General features: G+C 71.6%; 14 protein-coding genes and 1 pseudogene. 10 read left to right on the forward strand and 5 right to left on the reverse strand.

Translation table 11 applies throughout. The annotated features are described in order from the left end of the window. Positions 1 to 145: 145 nt before the first annotated feature. Positions 146 to 274, forward strand: coding sequence for a morphogenic membrane protein MmpB (gene mmpB, locus ACFWV8_RS36940; RefSeq protein ID WP_329382535.1), 129 nt, complete (start codon positions 146 to 148; stop codon positions 272 to 274). 70 nt (positions 275 to 344) lie between these two features. After that, positions 345 to 950, forward strand: a complete 606-nt coding sequence (locus ACFWV8_RS36945) for a Maf family protein (protein WP_384214682.1) — start codon at positions 345 to 347, stop codon at positions 948 to 950. A 53-nt stretch (positions 951 to 1,003) separates the two neighbouring features. Here ACFWV8_RS36945 and ACFWV8_RS36950 read toward each other — a convergent pair whose 3' ends face one another. Further along, on the reverse strand, positions 1,004 to 1,474 hold the full coding sequence (locus ACFWV8_RS36950; protein ID WP_384214684.1) for a hypothetical protein: 471 nt from the start codon (positions 1,472 to 1,474) through the stop codon (positions 1,004 to 1,006). Between the two features lie 347 nt (positions 1,475 to 1,821). Here ACFWV8_RS36950 and ACFWV8_RS36955 point away from each other — a divergent pair, with 347 nt between their 5' ends. Together ACFWV8_RS36955 and ACFWV8_RS36960 are read left to right on the forward strand one after the other, a co-directional pair. Further along, positions 1,822 to 3,576, forward strand: coding sequence for an acetyl/propionyl/methylcrotonyl-CoA carboxylase subunit alpha (locus tag ACFWV8_RS36955; RefSeq protein WP_384214686.1), 1,755 nt, complete (start codon positions 1,822 to 1,824; stop codon positions 3,574 to 3,576). 219 nt (positions 3,577 to 3,795) lie between these two features. Continuing rightward, positions 3,796 to 4,407, forward strand: coding sequence for a helix-turn-helix domain-containing protein (locus tag ACFWV8_RS36960; protein ID WP_329382547.1), 612 nt, complete (start codon positions 3,796 to 3,798; stop codon positions 4,405 to 4,407). Between the two features lie 44 nt (positions 4,408 to 4,451). Here ACFWV8_RS36960 and ACFWV8_RS36965 read toward each other — a convergent pair whose 3' ends face one another. Next, on the reverse strand, positions 4,452 to 5,402 hold the full coding sequence (locus ACFWV8_RS36965) for a DeoR/GlpR family DNA-binding transcription regulator (protein ID WP_384214689.1): 951 nt from the start codon (positions 5,400 to 5,402) through the stop codon (positions 4,452 to 4,454). A gap of 167 nt (positions 5,403 to 5,569) precedes the next feature. Beyond that, positions 5,570 to 7,009 carry an NAD(P)H-quinone dehydrogenase gene (locus ACFWV8_RS36970; RefSeq protein WP_384214691.1) on the reverse strand — a complete coding sequence of 480 codons (1,440 nt, stop codon included), beginning with the start codon at positions 7,007 to 7,009 and terminating at the stop codon, positions 5,570 to 5,572. A 231-nt stretch (positions 7,010 to 7,240) separates the two neighbouring features. Between ACFWV8_RS36970 and ACFWV8_RS36975 the strand changes: the two genes are divergently transcribed. The 3 genes from ACFWV8_RS36975 to ACFWV8_RS36985 all read left to right on the forward strand — a co-directional run bounded on the left by ACFWV8_RS36975 (position 7,241) and on the right by ACFWV8_RS36985 (position 10,391). Further along, entirely contained in the window at positions 7,241 to 7,678 is a 438-nt protein-coding gene (locus ACFWV8_RS36975) for a gamma-glutamylcyclotransferase (protein ID WP_329382556.1), read from the forward strand. A gap of 147 nt (positions 7,679 to 7,825) precedes the next feature. Next, a complete protein-coding gene (locus ACFWV8_RS36980) occupies positions 7,826 to 8,656 on the forward strand; it encodes a purine-nucleoside phosphorylase (protein WP_329382559.1) in 831 nt (276 codons plus the stop codon). Between the two features lie 85 nt (positions 8,657 to 8,741). After that, on the forward strand, positions 8,742 to 10,391 hold the full coding sequence (locus ACFWV8_RS36985) for a phospho-sugar mutase (protein ID WP_384214694.1): 1,650 nt from the start codon (positions 8,742 to 8,744) through the stop codon (positions 10,389 to 10,391). 316 nt (positions 10,392 to 10,707) lie between these two features. Here the strand turns inward: ACFWV8_RS36985 and ACFWV8_RS36990 are convergent, their stop codons facing one another. Continuing rightward, positions 10,708 to 11,343, reverse strand: a complete 636-nt coding sequence (locus ACFWV8_RS36990; RefSeq protein ID WP_384214696.1) for a PH domain-containing protein — start codon at positions 11,341 to 11,343, stop codon at positions 10,708 to 10,710. A 147-nt stretch (positions 11,344 to 11,490) separates the two neighbouring features. Between ACFWV8_RS36990 and deoC the strand changes: the two genes are divergently transcribed. From deoC to ACFWV8_RS37005, 3 genes are read left to right on the forward strand one after another with little or no spacing between them, the layout of a single operon-like run. Beyond that, complete coding sequence (gene deoC, locus ACFWV8_RS36995) at positions 11,491 to 12,468, forward strand: deoxyribose-phosphate aldolase (protein WP_384214702.1); 978 nt, start codon at positions 11,491 to 11,493, stop codon at positions 12,466 to 12,468. Positions 12,469 to 12,474: 6 nt separating this feature from the next. Next, the gene (locus ACFWV8_RS37000) at positions 12,475 to 13,905 is read left to right on the forward strand and encodes an aldehyde dehydrogenase family protein (RefSeq protein ID WP_384214698.1); all 1,431 of its coding nucleotides are present in this window, start codon (positions 12,475 to 12,477) and stop codon (positions 13,903 to 13,905) included. Beyond that, a complete protein-coding gene (locus tag ACFWV8_RS37005; RefSeq protein WP_384214700.1) occupies positions 13,898 to 14,788 on the forward strand; it encodes an aldehyde dehydrogenase family protein in 891 nt (296 codons plus the stop codon). Before ACFWV8_RS37000 ends, ACFWV8_RS37005 begins: the two co-directional genes overlap by 8 nt. Before the next feature lie 92 nt (positions 14,789 to 14,880). On the opposite strand, the pseudogene ACFWV8_RS37010 reads toward ACFWV8_RS37005, so the two are convergent. Then, positions 14,881 to 15,097: pseudogene (locus tag ACFWV8_RS37010) on the reverse strand (hypothetical protein); the annotation flags it as partial.

Below are 15,097 nucleotides of genomic sequence, written 5' to 3' on the forward strand. Positions count from 1 at the left end.
ACTCCGACAACGAAGCGAGGTGCCGTGCCAGGCGTCGCGGGCCAGGCGGGACTTCGAAGACACGGCCTGGGCGAGCCCGACCGGGCGGGGCCGCTTGAGTACGGGTACTCAGGCGTTCCCGCCGCCGCGCGCGCAGGATCGGTGCATGCTCTGGTCGGACCCCGAGGACGAACCTCCCAAGGAAATGCGGGACATGCAGGCGATGATGCGCCGCGCCGGTGTCGTCCTCGCGCTGGCCATGGTCCTGGCGATGATCGTCTCCGGCGTCCGCTGACGACCCTGGTGCGCCGGGTCGGCCCCGGCCCCTTCCGGGAGACGGCCCCCGGGTGACTACCCTGCTGGTCATGACCGATCACCGCCGCCGCCTCGTCCTCGCCTCCGCGTCTCCCGCCCGCCTCAGCCTGCTGAAGCAGGCCGGCCTCGCGCCCGACGTCATCGTCAGCGGGGTCGACGAGGACGCGCTGTCCGCGGCCACACCCGCCGCCCTGGCGCGGGTACTTGCCGAGGCCAAGGCCGCCGCCGTCGCCGCGCTGCCGGAAGCGGCCGGCGCGCTGGTCGTCGGCTGCGACTCGGTGCTGGAGCTGGACGGCGAGGCGCACGGCAAGCCCGCCGACGCCGAGGAGGCCACGGCCCGTTGGAAGGCGATGCGCGGCCGGTCGGGCGTGCTGCGGACCGGGCACTGCGTCATCGACACGGTCACCGGCCGCGGCGTCTCGGAGACCGGCTCGACCACGGTGCGCTTCGGGGAGCCGACGGACGCGGAGATCGCGGCGTACGTCGCGTCGGGTGAACCCCTTTACGTGGCAGGGGCGTTCACGCTGGACGGCCGCTCGGCGCCGTTCGTCGACGCGATCGACGGCAACCACGGGAACGTGCTCGGACTCTCGATGCCGCTGCTGCGCACGCTGCTGGCCGAGCACGGCGTCACGATCACCGATCTCTGGGCGTGAGGGCCCGCGCCACCCGCGCCCGGTCCTGGTCCTGGTCCTGGTCCCGGGAGCGTTCAGACGGCCGACGGGCCGGGCTCGACCGGAGCGGCGTCGGCGGGCCCGGCTGGCCCGGCGGTTTTGGCGGCCGGTTCCCGCTGCTCGCCGTACGCGACGAGCGTCAGCACTATCAGCCCCAGAACGACCATCATGAACACGAACGCCGTCCAGCCCACCAGGCCCACCGCCAGCGCGCCGAGCGCCCCGTGCAGGACCGCGCAGCAGATCAGGACCGGCTTCGCGACCCGGCCGAAGCCCGTGTCCGTTATCCCCGCGTGCACCAGCAGGACCGCGCACCCGACCAGATAGAGTCCGAGCGCGCCGCCCGCCGACCAGGCGCCGGTGGACATGGCGTCCGGGTCGAGTCCGGCGAGTGACATCTGCTGGTTGTCGACAACGGTGGCCATCAGACCGTTGACGAAAACGAAGCCGACAGCTTCCACGAGCAGCACCATCGCGGCCACCCAGGCCACCGGTCTGCGCACCATGGCGTCCACCTTTTCCCCTGTTACCCGAAGTACGTACGGCATCGGGAAGGCTACTCACCGGTAAACCTCCGGACAAGGGCCTGGGCAGAGGCAAAGAATCCGGTAGGCGTTAGTGGAAACTCCACAAAGAATAGTGAGACGCGCCGGGGCGCTCTGACAGAGACCTTGGCCACTTACGGCGATTACTGTGCGGTTGAAAGTCCCGGCGTACCCTTGCGTCACAAGGGATTTCGCGACTTGAGCGGGCCTCGGATCACACTGCGTGTGGGCAAGCTCACCACTGGGGACGGGTCGATGAGTCGTGTCGGCAGTCCCTAAACTCAGCTTGTTTCCAGGAGGGAGCCATCGTGCGCAAGGTGCTCATCGCCAATCGTGGCGAAATCGCTGTCCGTGTTGCTCGTGCGTGCCGGGATGCCGGGATCGGCTCGGTGGCTGTGTATGCGGACCCGGACCGGGATGCGTCGCATGTGCGGGCGGCCGATGAGGCGTTCGCGCTGGGTGGGGACACCCCGGCGGCGAGTTATCTGGATGTGGGAAAGGTTCTTCAGGCGGCGAAGGACTCGGGTGCGGACGCGGTGCACCCCGGGTACGGGTTCCTGTCGGAGAACGCGGAGTTCGCGCAGGCGGTGCTGGACGCGGGGCTGACCTGGATCGGCCCGCCGCCGCAGGCGATCCGCGACCTGGGCGACAAGGTCGCCGCCCGGCACATCGCGCAGCGCGCCGGTGCCCCGCTGGTCGCGGGCACCCCCGACCCGGTGGCGGGTGCGGATGAGGTGGTCGCGTTCGCCAAGGAGCACGGGCTGCCGATCGCGATCAAGGCGGCGTTCGGCGGCGGCGGGCGCGGCCTGAAGGTCGCCCGCACCCTGGAGGAAGTACCGGAGCTGTACGACTCGGCGGTGCGCGAGGCGGTCGCGGCGTTCGGGCGCGGCGAGTGCTTCGTCGAGCGCTACCTCGACAAACCGCGGCACGTGGAAACCCAGTGCCTGGCCGACGCGCACGGCAACGTCGTCGTGGTCTCCACCCGCGACTGCTCGTTGCAGCGCCGCCACCAGAAGCTCGTCGAGGAGGCCCCCGCCCCGTTCCTGTCGAAGGAACAGAACGAGCAGCTGTACGCGGCGTCGAAGGCGATCCTGAAGGAAGCCGGCTACATCGGCGCGGGCACGGTGGAGTTCCTCGTCGGGACCGACGGCACCATCTCCTTCCTGGAGGTCAACACCCGTCTCCAGGTGGAACACCCGGTCACCGAAGAGGTCACCGGCATCGACCTCGTACGCGAGATGTTCCGCATCGCCGACGGCGAGAAGCTCGGCTACGACGACCCGCCGGTCCGCGGCCACTCGATCGAGTTCCGTATCAACGGCGAGGACCCGGGCCGCGGCTTCCTGCCCGCACCCGGCACCGTCACCCTCTTCCGCCCCCCGACCGGCCCCGGCGTACGCCTGGACGCCGGAGTGGAGACGGGGAGCGTCATCGGCCCCGCCTGGGACTCCCTCCTCGCGAAGCTGGTCATCACCGGCGCCACCCGGGAGCAGGCCCTTCAGCGCGCCGCGCGTGCGCTGGGCGAGTTCCAGGTCGAGGGCATGGCCACCGCGATCCCCTTCCACCGCGCGGTCGTGGTCGACCCGGCGTTCACCGCCGACCCGTTCACGGTCCACACCCGCTGGATCGAGACCGAGTTCGTCAACACCATCCCCGCCTTCACCACCCCCGCCGACACCGACACCGACGACGAACCCGGCCGCGAGACGGTCGTCGTGGAGGTCGGAGGCAAGCGCCTTGAGGTCTCGCTGCCCTCCAGCCTCGGCATGAGCCTGGCCCGCACGGGCCTCGCCGCCGGCGCCCGCCCCAAGCGCCGCGCCACGAAGAAGGCCGGCTCCGCGGCGTCCGGCGACACCCTCGCCTCGCCCATGCAGGGCACGATCGTCAAGGTCGCGGTCGAGGAGGGCCAGCAGGTCGAGGAGGGCGACCTCGTCGTCGTACTCGAAGCCATGAAGATGGAACAGCCCCTCAACGCCCACCGTTCCGGCACCATCAAGGGCCTCACCGCCGAGATCGGCGCCTCTCTCACCTCCGGCGCCACCATCTGCGAGATCAAGGACTGACCCTCGCTCGTCCCAACGGCCCCGCCGGGCGGAACCGGCGGGGCCGTTGTGCGCCGTCCCGGGAGTGGCGGCTGAACCGGCGTTCAGCCCGAGAGACCCGGTCAGCAGTGGCATCCTGGAGACCACACAGACCGCAGGGAGCGCACAGGCCCCGGCGACCGCACGGGCCTCTCACCTCACACGGCCGCCCCGTGCTCCGTAGCGACAGGAAGGACCGCGATGGCGAGCACCAGTGACGCGCCGCCCCGGCCCATGCGCGCCGACGCGCGGCGGAATTACGAGCGGGTGCTCGGCGAGGCGCGTTCCGCGTTCGCCGAGCACGGCACCGATGCCTCGCTGGAGGATGTCGCCCGCCGCGCCGGGGTCGGCATCGGCACGCTGTACCGGCACTTCCCGACCCGCCACGCCCTGATGAACGCGGTCTTCCAGGAAGCGCTCGCCGATCTGCTCGACCGCTCGCGCGAACTCGCCGACTCCGACCGGCCCTGCCACGCGCTGGTGGCCTGGCTGCGCGCGCTGATCACGCACGCGGGTGAGTACCGCGGCCTCTCCCGCGCGCTCATGTCGGCCTCGCACGACAGGAGTTCCGCCCTGACGCAGTGCAGCGCGGGGCTCCGTACGGCGGGCGAGCAGCTGCTCGTACGGGCACAGGTGACCGGGGCCGTACGGACGGACACGTCCATCGACGACCTGATGCAGCTGACGAACGCGATCGCGCTCGCCGCCGAACAGGCGCCGGACGACCCGGAGTTGGCCGACCGGCTGCTGACGCTGACGCTGACCGGCCTGAAGGGGCCCCACGAGAACGGCGCCGCCGGACACACCGCGTAAGCGGCCTCTCCGGCCCGCCGCCCCGCCTCCGGCCCGCCGTCCCCTCAGCGGCGGCGCAGATCCGCCACTCGCGCCCGCGCTCCCGGCTGCTCCGCGAGCGCCCCCGCCGACGCCGCCCTGCGCGGCACCTGCGGTCCCGGCCCGGCGCCTCCGTGCGTACGGCGCTGGCCAGGCAGGGGGGTGTCCCGCCGGGGCTGGCGCCCCGGCGGGACCGCTTCGCCGTTCCCCGGACCGCCGGACCCCGACCCGGTGGCGCCCGCCACCGTGATCTGTACGCCCTGGTCGGCGAGGGCCTGGAGTTCGGTCGCCGCGCGGTCGTCGTGCGCGGGCGGATCGTCGGTGACCAGCCGGGTGATCACATCGGTGGGGACCGTCTGGAACATCGTGTCGGTGCCCAGCTTGGTGTGGTCGGCGAGCACCACGACCTCTGCCGCCGCCTGCACCAGCGCGCGATCGACGCTGGCCGACAGCATGTTGGAGGTCGACAGACCACGCTCCGCGGTGAGCCCGCTCCCGGACAGGAACGCCCGGGAGACCCGCAGCCCTTGGAGCGACTGCTCGGCACCGCTGCCGACCAGCGCGTAGTTGGAACCGCGCAACGTGCCGCCGGTCATGACGACTTCGACCCTGTTGGCATGGGCCAGCGCCTGTGCGACCAGCAGGGAGTTGGTGACGACGGTCAGTCCGGGGATCCGCGCGAGCCGGCGGGCCAGCTCCTGCGTGGTCGTACCCGCGCCGACCACCACGGCTTCGCCTTCTTCGACGAGGCTCGCGGCGAGATCGGCGATGGCCGTCTTCTCCGCTGTGGCGAGATGGGATTTTTGCGGAAAGCCGGATTCTCGCGTGAATCCGCCCGGCAGTACCGCACCGCCGTGCCGGCGGTCGAGGAGTCCTTCGGCCTCCAGTGCCCGCACGTCCCGCCGTACGGTCACTTCGGAGGTCTGGACGACGCGGGCGAGCTCACGGAGCGACACGGCTCCGTTGGCGCGCACCATTTCAAGGATTAACTGGCGACGTTCTGCAGCGAACACGAAACTGACAGTAACCCCAACAACCGTCTGTATTCAGCGGTTCGCGCCGAAATACGGAAGGTCTACCTGCGGGGTGGTGCCAAGTGGTATAGGAGCGCCGCCCCGAGGCCCGCGTACGCCCGTGACCTGGGTCAACCCTCGTCGTCCTGCTTCCGGCTGTGCAACTGGCGCGCGACTTCCGCGATCGAACCCGACAGAGAGGGGTACACAGTGAATGCGTTTGCGATCTGTTCGACGGTCATATTGTTGTCGACCGCGATCGAGATCGGGTGAATCAGCTCACTGGCGCGCGGCGCCACGACCACACCGCCGACGACGATCCCGGTGCCCGGCCGGCAGAAGATCTTGACGAAGCCGTCCCTGATGCCCTGCATCTTGGCGCGCGGGTTGCGCAGCAGCGGCAGCTTCACGACCCGCGCGTCGATCCTCCCGCTGTCCACGTCCGCCTGGCTGTAGCCGACGGTCGCGATCTCCGGGTCGGTGAAGACGTTGGAGGACACGGTCTTGAGGTCGAGCGGGGCGACCGCGTCGCCGAGGAAGTGGTACATCGCGATACGGCCCTGCATGGCCGCGACCGAGGCGAGCGCGAAGATGCCGGTGACGTCGCCCGCCGCGTAGACGCCGGGGGCGGTCGTACGCGACACCCGGTCGGTCCAGATGTGGCCCGAGTCCTTGACCCGGACCCCGGCCTCCTCCAGGCCCATGCCCTCGGCGTTCGGGATCGCGCCGACCGCCATCAGGCAGTGCGTGCCGGAGATGACGCGGCCGTCGGCGAGCGTCACCTCGACGCGTTCGCCGACGCGCTTGGCGGAGGAGGCGCGGGAGCGCGACATCACGTTCATGCCCCGGCGCCGGAAGACGTCTTCCAGTACGGCGGCGGCGTCCGGGTCCTCGCCGGGCAGCACGCGGTCGCGGGAGGAGACGAGCGTGACGCGCGAGCCGAGCGCCTGGTAGGCGCCGGCGAACTCGGCGCCGGTGACACCGGATCCGACCACGATCAGCTCTTCGGGGAGCTCCGTGAGGTCGTACACCTGCGTCCAGTTGAGGATGCGCTGGCCGTCGGGGAGCGCGTCGGGGATCTCGCGCGGGTGCGCGCCGGTCGCGATCAGCACGGCGTCGGCGGTCAGCGACTCCTCCGAGCCGTCGGCCGAGGTCACGATCACCTGGCGGGAGCCGTCGGTGGCCTGCCGGCCGTCGAGCCGGCCCCGGCCGCGCAGCACGCGGGCCCCGGCGCGGGTGACGGAGGCGGTGATGTCGTGCGACTGGGCGAGCGCGAGGCGCTTGACCCGCCGGTTGACCTTGCCGAGGTCCACGCCGACGACGCGGGCTGCCTGTTCGAGGGGCGGGGTGTCGTCGGCGACGATGATGCCCAGCTCCTCGTAGGAGGAGTCGAAGGTGGTCATCACCTCGGCCGTCGCGATGAGGGTCTTGGACGGTACGCAGTCGGTGAGCACCGAGGCTCCGCCGAGGCCGTCGCAGTCCACGACGCTCACCTCGGCGCCGAGCTGCGCGGCCACCAGGGCCGCCTCGTATCCGCCGGGTCCGCCGCCGATGATCACGATCCGGGTCACGAAAAAATCCGCCTCGCGTTGTCGACCCGACCCGTCTGCCGTCCCGGCCGGGAGTCCGGGGGGTCCCCGGAGGATGCAGTACGTATGCCATTGTCCCGCACTCTTCAAGTCGCTTCGCCCCGGGTCCCTCCCCGTGCGCCGTGACCGAGCCGCGCGCGGCCGGGCGAACCGCGAGCGGTCACGCCCACGGGGTTCACCGGGCACGCGTGTCCCTCCCGTACCCTCGTCCCCATGTCGCTCTACGCCGCGTACGCCGGCAACCTCGACGCGCGGCTGATGTCCCGCCGCGCCCCGCACTCCCCGCTGCGCGGCACCGGCTGGCTCAACGGCTGGCGGCTCACCTTCGGCGGGGAGCAGATGGGCTGGGAGGGTGCGCTGGTCACCCTCGTGGAGGCGCCACGGTCCCAGGTCTTCGTGGCCCTCTACGACATCGCGCCGATGGACGAGGACTCGATGGACCGCTGGGAGGGTGTCGGTCTCGACATATACCGGCGGATGCGGGTGGCCGTGGACACGCTGGACGGCAAGGAGCCGGCGTGGCTGTACGTCCTGAACGGGTACGAGGGCGGGCTGCCCTCCGCGCGCTATCTCGGCGAGCTGGCCGAGGCGGCGGAGTCCGCCGGGGCGCCGCACGACTATGTGATGGAACTGCGAAAGCGGGCGTGCTGAACCGGCACCCCACCCGCACGGAGGCGTCCGGCACCGCCGTGGCAGGCCGCTGACCCGCATGTTCGCCGGAAACGACAGCACAACGATCCGAAGACCGTACGCTCGATCATCTACGCGCGTAGGGCCGGAGCGGTTACGCTCTTCGGCGTGAACGCATCTGTTATCCCGGCCACGGCCGACGGATCCGCCGACCCGCACGCCGCCGCTTCCGCCGCCGCGGTGCGCCTGCGCGAACTCACCGGCGCCGAGACCCATGACGTCGCCCTGGTGATGGGCTCCGGCTGGGCACCCGCCGTCGCCGCCCTGGGAGCACCCGAGGCCGAGTTCCCTGTGACCGAGCTGCCGGGCTTCCCCCCGCCGGCCGTCGCCGGCCACGGCGGGTCGATCCGCTCCTACGTGATCGCCGAGAAGCGCGCGCTGGTCTTCCTGGGCCGTACGCACTACTACGAGGGCCGCGGCGTCGCGGCCGTCGCGCACGGCGTCCGTACGGCGGTCGCCGCCGGCTGCAAGACCGTCGTCCTGACGAACGGCTGCGGCGGGCTGCGCGAGGGGATGCGCCCAGGACAGCCGGTGCTGATCAGTGATCACATCAATCTGACGGCGGCGTCCCCGATCGTCGGCGCGAACTTCGTGGACCTCACGGACCTCTACTCGCCGCGGCTGCGCGCCCTGTGCAAGGAGGTGGACCCCGATCTCGAAGAGGGCGTGTACGTCCAGTTCCCCGGCCCGCACTACGAGACGCCCGCCGAGATCAATATGGTCCGGGTGATGGGCGGCGATCTGGTCGGCATGTCCACCGTGCTTGAGGCCATCGCCGCGCGCGAGGCCGGCGCGGAGGTGCTGGGCATCTCGCTGGTGACGAATCTGGCCGCGGGCCTGTCGGGTGAACCTCTGAACCACGAGGAAGTCCTCCAGGCGGGCCGGGATTCGGCCACGCAGATGGGTGCCCTGCTCGCGCGGGTGCTTGAACGCATCTGAGGCGGGGCAGGCGGGCCGGGCACGGGTTCCGGCTGCGGCCCGGCTCCGGGGGTGTCTTGTGGATCTTCAGGAAGGGATACGCACAGTGCAGCAGGACCTCATCGCGCGCGCCGAGACATGGCTGGCCGAGGACCCGGACAGCGACACGCGGGACGAGCTGCGGGCGCTCCTCGACGCCGGTGATTCGGCCGCGCTGGCCGAACGGTTCGCCGGCACGCTCCAGTTCGGTACGGCCGGGCTCCGCGGCGAGCTGGGCGCCGGGCCGACGCGGATGAACCGGTCGGTGGTCATCCGCGCCGCCGCCGGGCTCGCGGCGTATCTCAAGGCCACCGGGCAGGGCGGCGGCCTCGTCGTCATCGGTTACGACGCCCGCCACAAGTCCGCCGACTTCGCGCGCGACACCGCCGCCGTGATGACCGGCGCGGGGCTGCGCGCCGCCGTGCTGCCGCGTCCGCTGCCGACCCCGCTGCTGGCCTTCGCCATACGGCATCTCGGCGCCGTGGCAGGCGTGGAGGTCACCGCCAGCCACAACCCGCCGCGCGACAACGGCTACAAGGTCTACCTCGGTGACGGCTCCCAGATCGTGCCTCCCATGGACGGCGAGATCGCGGCCGAGATCGCGGCCGTCGGACCGCTGAGCTCCGTGGCGCGCCCGGAGGACGGCTGGCAGATCCTCGGGGACGAGGTGCTGACGGCGTATCTGGAACGTACGGACGCCGTCCTGAGCCCCGGTTCGCCCCGTACCGCGCGCGTGGTCCACACGGCTCTGCACGGCGTCGGTACGGAGACACTGAACGCCGCCTTCGCGCGGGCCGGCTTCCCCGCGCCCGTCCTGGTGGCCGAACAGGCCGAGCCCGACCCGGACTTCCCCACCGTCGCCTTCCCGAATCCGGAGGAGCCGGGCGCGATGGACCTGGCCTTCGCCACGGCCCGCCGCGCGGCCCCCGACATCGTCATCGCCAACGACCCGGACGCCGACCGCTGCGCGGTGGCCGTCCCGGACGCGGAAGCCGACGGCGGCTGGCGGATGCTGCGCGGCGACGAGGTGGGCGCGCTGCTGGCCGCGCATCTGGTGAACAAGGGCGCGCGAGGGGTCTTCGCCGAGTCGATCGTGTCGTCGTCGCTGCTCGGCCGGATCGCGGAGGCGGCGGGCGTCGGTTACGAGGAGACGCTCACCGGCTTCAAGTGGATCGCCCGGGTCGACGGCCTGCGGTACGGCTACGAGGAAGCCCTCGGCTACTGCGCCGACCCCGACGGCGTACGCGACAAGGACGGCATCACGGCGGCGCTGCTGGTCGCCGAGCTGGCGTCAGAACTGAAGGAGCGCGGCAGGACCCTCTCCGACCTGCTGGACGATCTGGCACTCGCACACGGCCTGCACGCCACGGACCAGCTCTCGGCGCGGGTGGAGGACCTGTCCCTGATCGCGACGGCCATGGAGCGTCTGCGCGACCACCCACCGACGACGCTGGCGGGCCTGACGGTCACCTCGGCCGAGGACCTCTCGACACCCACGACGGGGCTCCCCCCGACGGACGGCCTGCGCTACCACCTGGAGGGCGCGTACCGAGCCCGGGTGATCGTCCGCCCGAGCGGCACGGAACCAAAGCTCAAGTGCTACCTGGAGGTGGTGATCCCGGTCCCTACGGCGGCGGACCTGCCATCGGCCCGGACCCGGGGAGCGGAACTACTGACGTCCCTGAAGCGAGACTTCGCGGCGGCGGCGGGCCTCTGAGGTTCGCGCCTGCGGGGGCCCGGGGGCGGGCCGTCCTGCCCCAGGTCCCGTCCGGCGGACCCTCGCGGATCAGCCGGGGGCGTCCGATGCGGTGCATCGCGGAACGGACAATGCACCTCCCGTACCCGCAAGGCGACAGGGACCGCGAGCCCGGCCTGGCCGGAACAACCGGCCCTACGGGCCAGCCGGGCGGTGCCCGCCACGCCGCCGGTACGCCTCGGGCGCCGCGTGGACGGAGTCGGGGTCGCGAGTCCGGCCCGGCTACCAACGACGGGCGGCGGGCCGGGCGGCGGCTGAGGGCCGCCACGTAGGTGCGTCAGCCCGTCGCGAGTAGGACCAGCAGGACCACCAGGCCCGCCAGGGCCGGGCCGAGTACCTCGTACGCCCAGCGGGCCTGGGGCTCGCCCCGGGCCTCGGGGCGGGACGCGCAGCGCTCGGCCTGTTCGCGCAGGCCCGCGACCGTGTGGTCCGCGTCGGCCGTCCGCGCGCGCAAGTCCGTGACGTCCGCACTCACCGATGTCCTGCTGTGCGGGTCGTCGTGCGCGCTCTGCGACTGCCGTCGCGCCGCCCGCTTGCGCTTGCGGAGCGAGACCGGCACCGCCCACAGCTGGTACTTCGCGCCCGCCTCCGTGAACACCTCGCTCGAATACCCGGCCCGCACATCGGCCACGGACGCCCACGGCACGACGATCGTGCGGAACGGGTTCCTGATCCGCAGCCGGTCGTCGTTGGCGAACACCGCCGGCCGGATCGTGAAGGCCACCACGAGCGGCACGGCGAGCAGCAGGCCCGCGAGCGCGAGCCACGGCGTCCTGCCGTGGCCCCGGACCACCGCGTCGATCCCGATCCACGCGCCGAGCGCGAGCAGCAGCACACCGCCCGCGATGGCGGCGGGCGACCGGAAGACGCGCTCTGCGTAGGCCGGCTCGGAGGGCTCCTCGGGACTCGTCATGCTTTCGATTCTGCCGTACGCGGCCGACAGTCCCGGCACGCCTCCCGGCACGGCTCGCGGCACGCACCCCCACGTACCCGCCGGGCAGTCCCGTGCCCCACCCCCTGTACATGCTGCTACGCGCGTAGATATGCTCGGGTGGTGACCATGCCCACGACCGCACCCTCGCCCACAGGCTCCGCCGCGGGCGGTGCCCCCCTCGCTGACGTGACCGCGTCCGACAGCTCGCTGCGCCGGTTCCTCCACGGGCTGCCCGGCGTCGACGCCGTCGGCCTGGAGGCGCGCGCCGCCTCGCTCGGCACGCGCTCGATCAAGACGACGGCCAAGGCGTACGCCATTGACCTGGCCATCTCGATGATCGACCTGACGACCCTCGAAGGCTCCGACACGCCGGGCAAGGTCCGGTCGCTCGCCGCCAAGGCCCTGCATCCGGACCCGACCGACCGCACCGTCCCGACGACGGCCGCGCTCTGCGTCTATCCGGACATGGTGGCCACGGCCGTCGCCGCGCTCGCCGGGAGCGAGGTGAAGGTCGCCTCCGTCGCGACCGCCTTCCCGGCCGGCCGCACCGCCCTGGCGGTGAAGCTCGCCGACGTGCGGGACGCGGTCGCCGCCGGCGCCGACGAGGTCGACATGGTGATCGACCGCGGCGCGTTCCTCGCGGGCCACTATCTGAAGGTCTACGAGGAGATCGTCGCCGTGAAGGCGGAATGCGGCGCGGCCCGCCTCAAGGTCATCTTCGAGACCGGTGAGCTGTCCACGTACGACAACATCCGCCGCGCCTCCTGGCTCGGCATGGCCGCCGGCGCGGACTTCATCAAGACGTCGACCGGCAAGGTCGCCGTCAACGCCACCCCCGCCAACACGCTGCTGATGCTGGAGGCCGTACGCGACTTCCGCGCCCAGACCGGCGTCCAGGTCGGGGTGAAGCCCGCCGGCGGGATCAGGACCAGCAAGGACGCGATCAAGTTCCTCGTGCTGGTCAACGAGACCGTCGGCGAGGACTGGCTGGACAGCCACTGGTTCCGGTTCGGCGCCTCCAGCCTCCTCAACGACCTGCTGATGCAGCGCCAGAAGCTCTCCACCGGCCGCTACTCCGGCCCCGACTACGTCACAGTGGACTGATACACGATGGCTTTCGAATACGCACCGGCCCCCGAGTCACGCTCGGTCGTCGACATCGCGCCGAGCTACGGCCTGTTCATCGACGGCGAGTTCACCGACGCCGCCGACGGCAAGGTCTTCAAGACGGTCTCCCCGGCCACCGAGGAGGTGCTGTCCGAGGTCGCCCGCGCGGGCACCGAGGACGTCGACCGGGCCGTGAAGGCGGCCCGCAAGGCGTTCGCGAAGTGGTCGGCGCTGCCGGGCGCCGAGCGCGCCAAGTACCTCTTCCGGATCGCCCGGATCATCCAGGAGCGCTCACGCGAACTGGCCGTCCTGGAAACCCTCGACAACGGCAAGCCGATCCGCGAGACCCGCGACGCGGACCTCCCGTTGGTCGCCGCGCACTTCTTCTACTACGCGGGCTGGGCCGACAAGCTCGACCACGCCGGCTACGGAACGAACCCGCGCCCGCTCGGCGTCGCCGGCCAGGTCATCCCGTGGAACTTCCCGCTGCTGATGCTCGCGTGGAAGATCGCCCCGGCGCTCGCCACGGGCAACACGGTCGTACTGAAGCCCGCCGAGACCACCCCGCTGAGCGCTCTGTTCTTCGCGGACATCTGCCGCCAGGCGGGCCTGCCGCGCGGCGTCGTCAACATCCTTCCCGGGTACGGCGACACGGGCGCCGCCCTCGTCGGGCACGAGGACATCGACAAGATCGCCTTCACCGGTTCGACCGCCGTCGGCAAGGCCATCGCCCGGCAGATCGCGGGCACCGAGAAGAAGGTCACCCTCGAACTCGGCGGCAAGGGCGCCAACATCGTCTTCGACGACGCCCCGGTCGACCAGGCCGTCGAGGGCATCGTCACGGGCATCTTCTTCAACCAGGGCCAGGTCTGCTGCGCCGGATCGCGGCTGCTGGTCCAGGAGTCGGTCCAGGAGGAGCTGCTGGACTCACTGAAGCGCCGGCTGACGACGCTGCGGGTCGGCGACCCGCTGGACAAGAACACGGACCTCGGCGCCATCAACTCCGCCGAACAGCTGGCCCGTATCAGGACGCTGGCCGACGCGGGCGAGGCCGAGGGCGCCGAGCGCTGGTCGCCGGAGTGCGAACTCCCCTCGTCCGGCTACTGGTTCGCGCCGACCCTCTTCACCAATGTCACGCAGGCGCACACCGTCGCGCGCGACGAGATCTTCGGCCCGGTGCTCTCCGTCCTGACGTTCCGCACCCCGGACGAGGCGGTCGCCAAGGCCAACAACACGCAGTACGGCCTCTCCGCCGGCATCTGGACGGAGAAGGGCTCCCGCATCCTCGCCGTCGCCAACAGGCTCCGCGCGGGCGTGGTGTGGGCCAACACGTTCAACAAGTTCGACCCGACCTCGCCCTTCGGCGGCTACAAGGAGTCGGGCTACGGCCGCGAGGGCGGTCGCCACGGCCTGGAGGCGTATCTCGATGTCTGAGTCCGAGCGACTGTCCGTCTTCAAGACCTACAAGCTGTACGTCGGGGGCAAGTTCCCCCGCTCCGAGAGCGGCCGGGTGTACGAGGTGACCGACTCAAAGGGCAGATGGCTCGCCAACGCGCCGCAGTCCTCCCGCAAGGACGCCCGTGACGCCGTCTCCGCAGCCCGCAAGGCGTTCGGCGGCTGGTCGGGCGCCACCGCGTACAACAGGGGCCAGGTGCTCTACCGCGTCGCCGAGATGCTGGAGGGCCGCCGCGACCAGTTCACGGCCGAGGTGGCCGCCGCCGACGGCGTCTCCAAGTCCAAGGCCGCCGCGGTCGTGGACGCGACCGTCGACCGCTGGGTCTGGTACGCGGGCTGGACGGACAAGATCGGCCAGGTGACGGGCGGCGCGAACCCCGTGGCCGGCCCGTTCTTCAACCTGTCCACGCCCGAGCCCACGGGCGTCGTGACGGTCCTCGCCCCGCAGGACTCGTCGTTCCTCGGTCTGGTCTCGGTGCTCGCCCCGGTGATCGCCACCGGCAACACAGCGGTGGTCGTGGCGAGCGAGCGCTCCCCGCTGCCCGCCCTGTCGCTGGGCGAGGTGCTGGCCACATCCGACGTGCCGGGCGGCGTCGTCAACGTCCTCTCGGGCCGTACGGCGGAGCTGGCCGCACCCCTCGCGTCGCACCAGGACGTCAACGGCATCGATCTGTACGGCGCCGACGAGGCGCTGGCCAAGGAGCTGGAGATCGCGGCGGCGGACAACCTCAAGCGGGTGGTGCGCCCGCACCCGGTGGACTTCACCGCCGATCCAGGCACCGGCAGGCTGACGGCCTTCCTGGAGACGAAGACCGTCTGGCACCCCACGGGCAGCCTGGGCGCGTCGGGCTCCGGGTACTGAGCCGTCCCCGCGTACGCCTACGTAAGGATGCCCGGCCGTCACGACGACGGCCGGGCCTCCTTACGTACGTACGACGCGCTGAGCGCCGGCGCTCAGCCGGGCAGCAGCCCCGTCACCGGACCGACGAGCGGCAGATCCTTGAGGCCGCCGCCCTTGGTGACGGAGTCCGTCAGCATGGCCGTGGACAGCGGCTTGAAGTCGGCGATCTGCGTGCCGACCGCGTTGTCCAGCGGGTCGACGCCCGTCTTGGCCAGCGGGTTGAGCTGGAGGTTCTTGACCGGGCCGAGGCCCCCGGCCAGGGAGTGCCCG

This window comes from Streptomyces sp. NPDC058665, from assembly GCF_042714995.1.
Taxonomy (GTDB): domain Bacteria; phylum Actinomycetota; class Actinomycetes; order Streptomycetales; family Streptomycetaceae; genus Streptomyces.

Excerpts from the sequence above, each read along its gene's own strand:
- ACFWV8_RS37000 (WP_384214698.1), top strand. The coding sequence starts at position 12,475 with ATGGCTTTCGAATACGCACCGGCCCCCGAGTCACGCTCGGTCGTCGAC.
- ACFWV8_RS36965 (WP_384214689.1), bottom strand. The coding sequence starts at position 5,402 with ATGGTGCGCGCCAACGGAGCCGTGTCGCTCCGTGAGCTCGCCCGCGTC.
- ACFWV8_RS37005 (WP_384214700.1), top strand. The coding sequence starts at position 13,898 with ATGTCTGAGTCCGAGCGACTGTCCGTCTTCAAGACCTACAAGCTGTAC.
- deoC (WP_384214702.1), top strand. The coding sequence starts at position 11,491 with ATGCCCACGACCGCACCCTCGCCCACAGGCTCCGCCGCGGGCGGTGCC.
- ACFWV8_RS36960 (WP_329382547.1), top strand. The coding sequence starts at position 3,796 with ATGGCGAGCACCAGTGACGCGCCGCCCCGGCCCATGCGCGCCGACGCG.
- ACFWV8_RS36975 (WP_329382556.1), top strand. The coding sequence starts at position 7,241 with ATGTCGCTCTACGCCGCGTACGCCGGCAACCTCGACGCGCGGCTGATG.
- mmpB (WP_329382535.1), top strand. The coding sequence starts at position 146 with ATGCTCTGGTCGGACCCCGAGGACGAACCTCCCAAGGAAATGCGGGAC.
- ACFWV8_RS36990 (WP_384214696.1), bottom strand. The coding sequence starts at position 11,343 with ATGACGAGTCCCGAGGAGCCCTCCGAGCCGGCCTACGCAGAGCGCGTC.
- ACFWV8_RS36945 (WP_384214682.1), top strand. The coding sequence starts at position 345 with ATGACCGATCACCGCCGCCGCCTCGTCCTCGCCTCCGCGTCTCCCGCC.
- ACFWV8_RS36950 (WP_384214684.1), bottom strand. The coding sequence starts at position 1,474 with ATGGTGCGCAGACCGGTGGCCTGGGTGGCCGCGATGGTGCTGCTCGTG.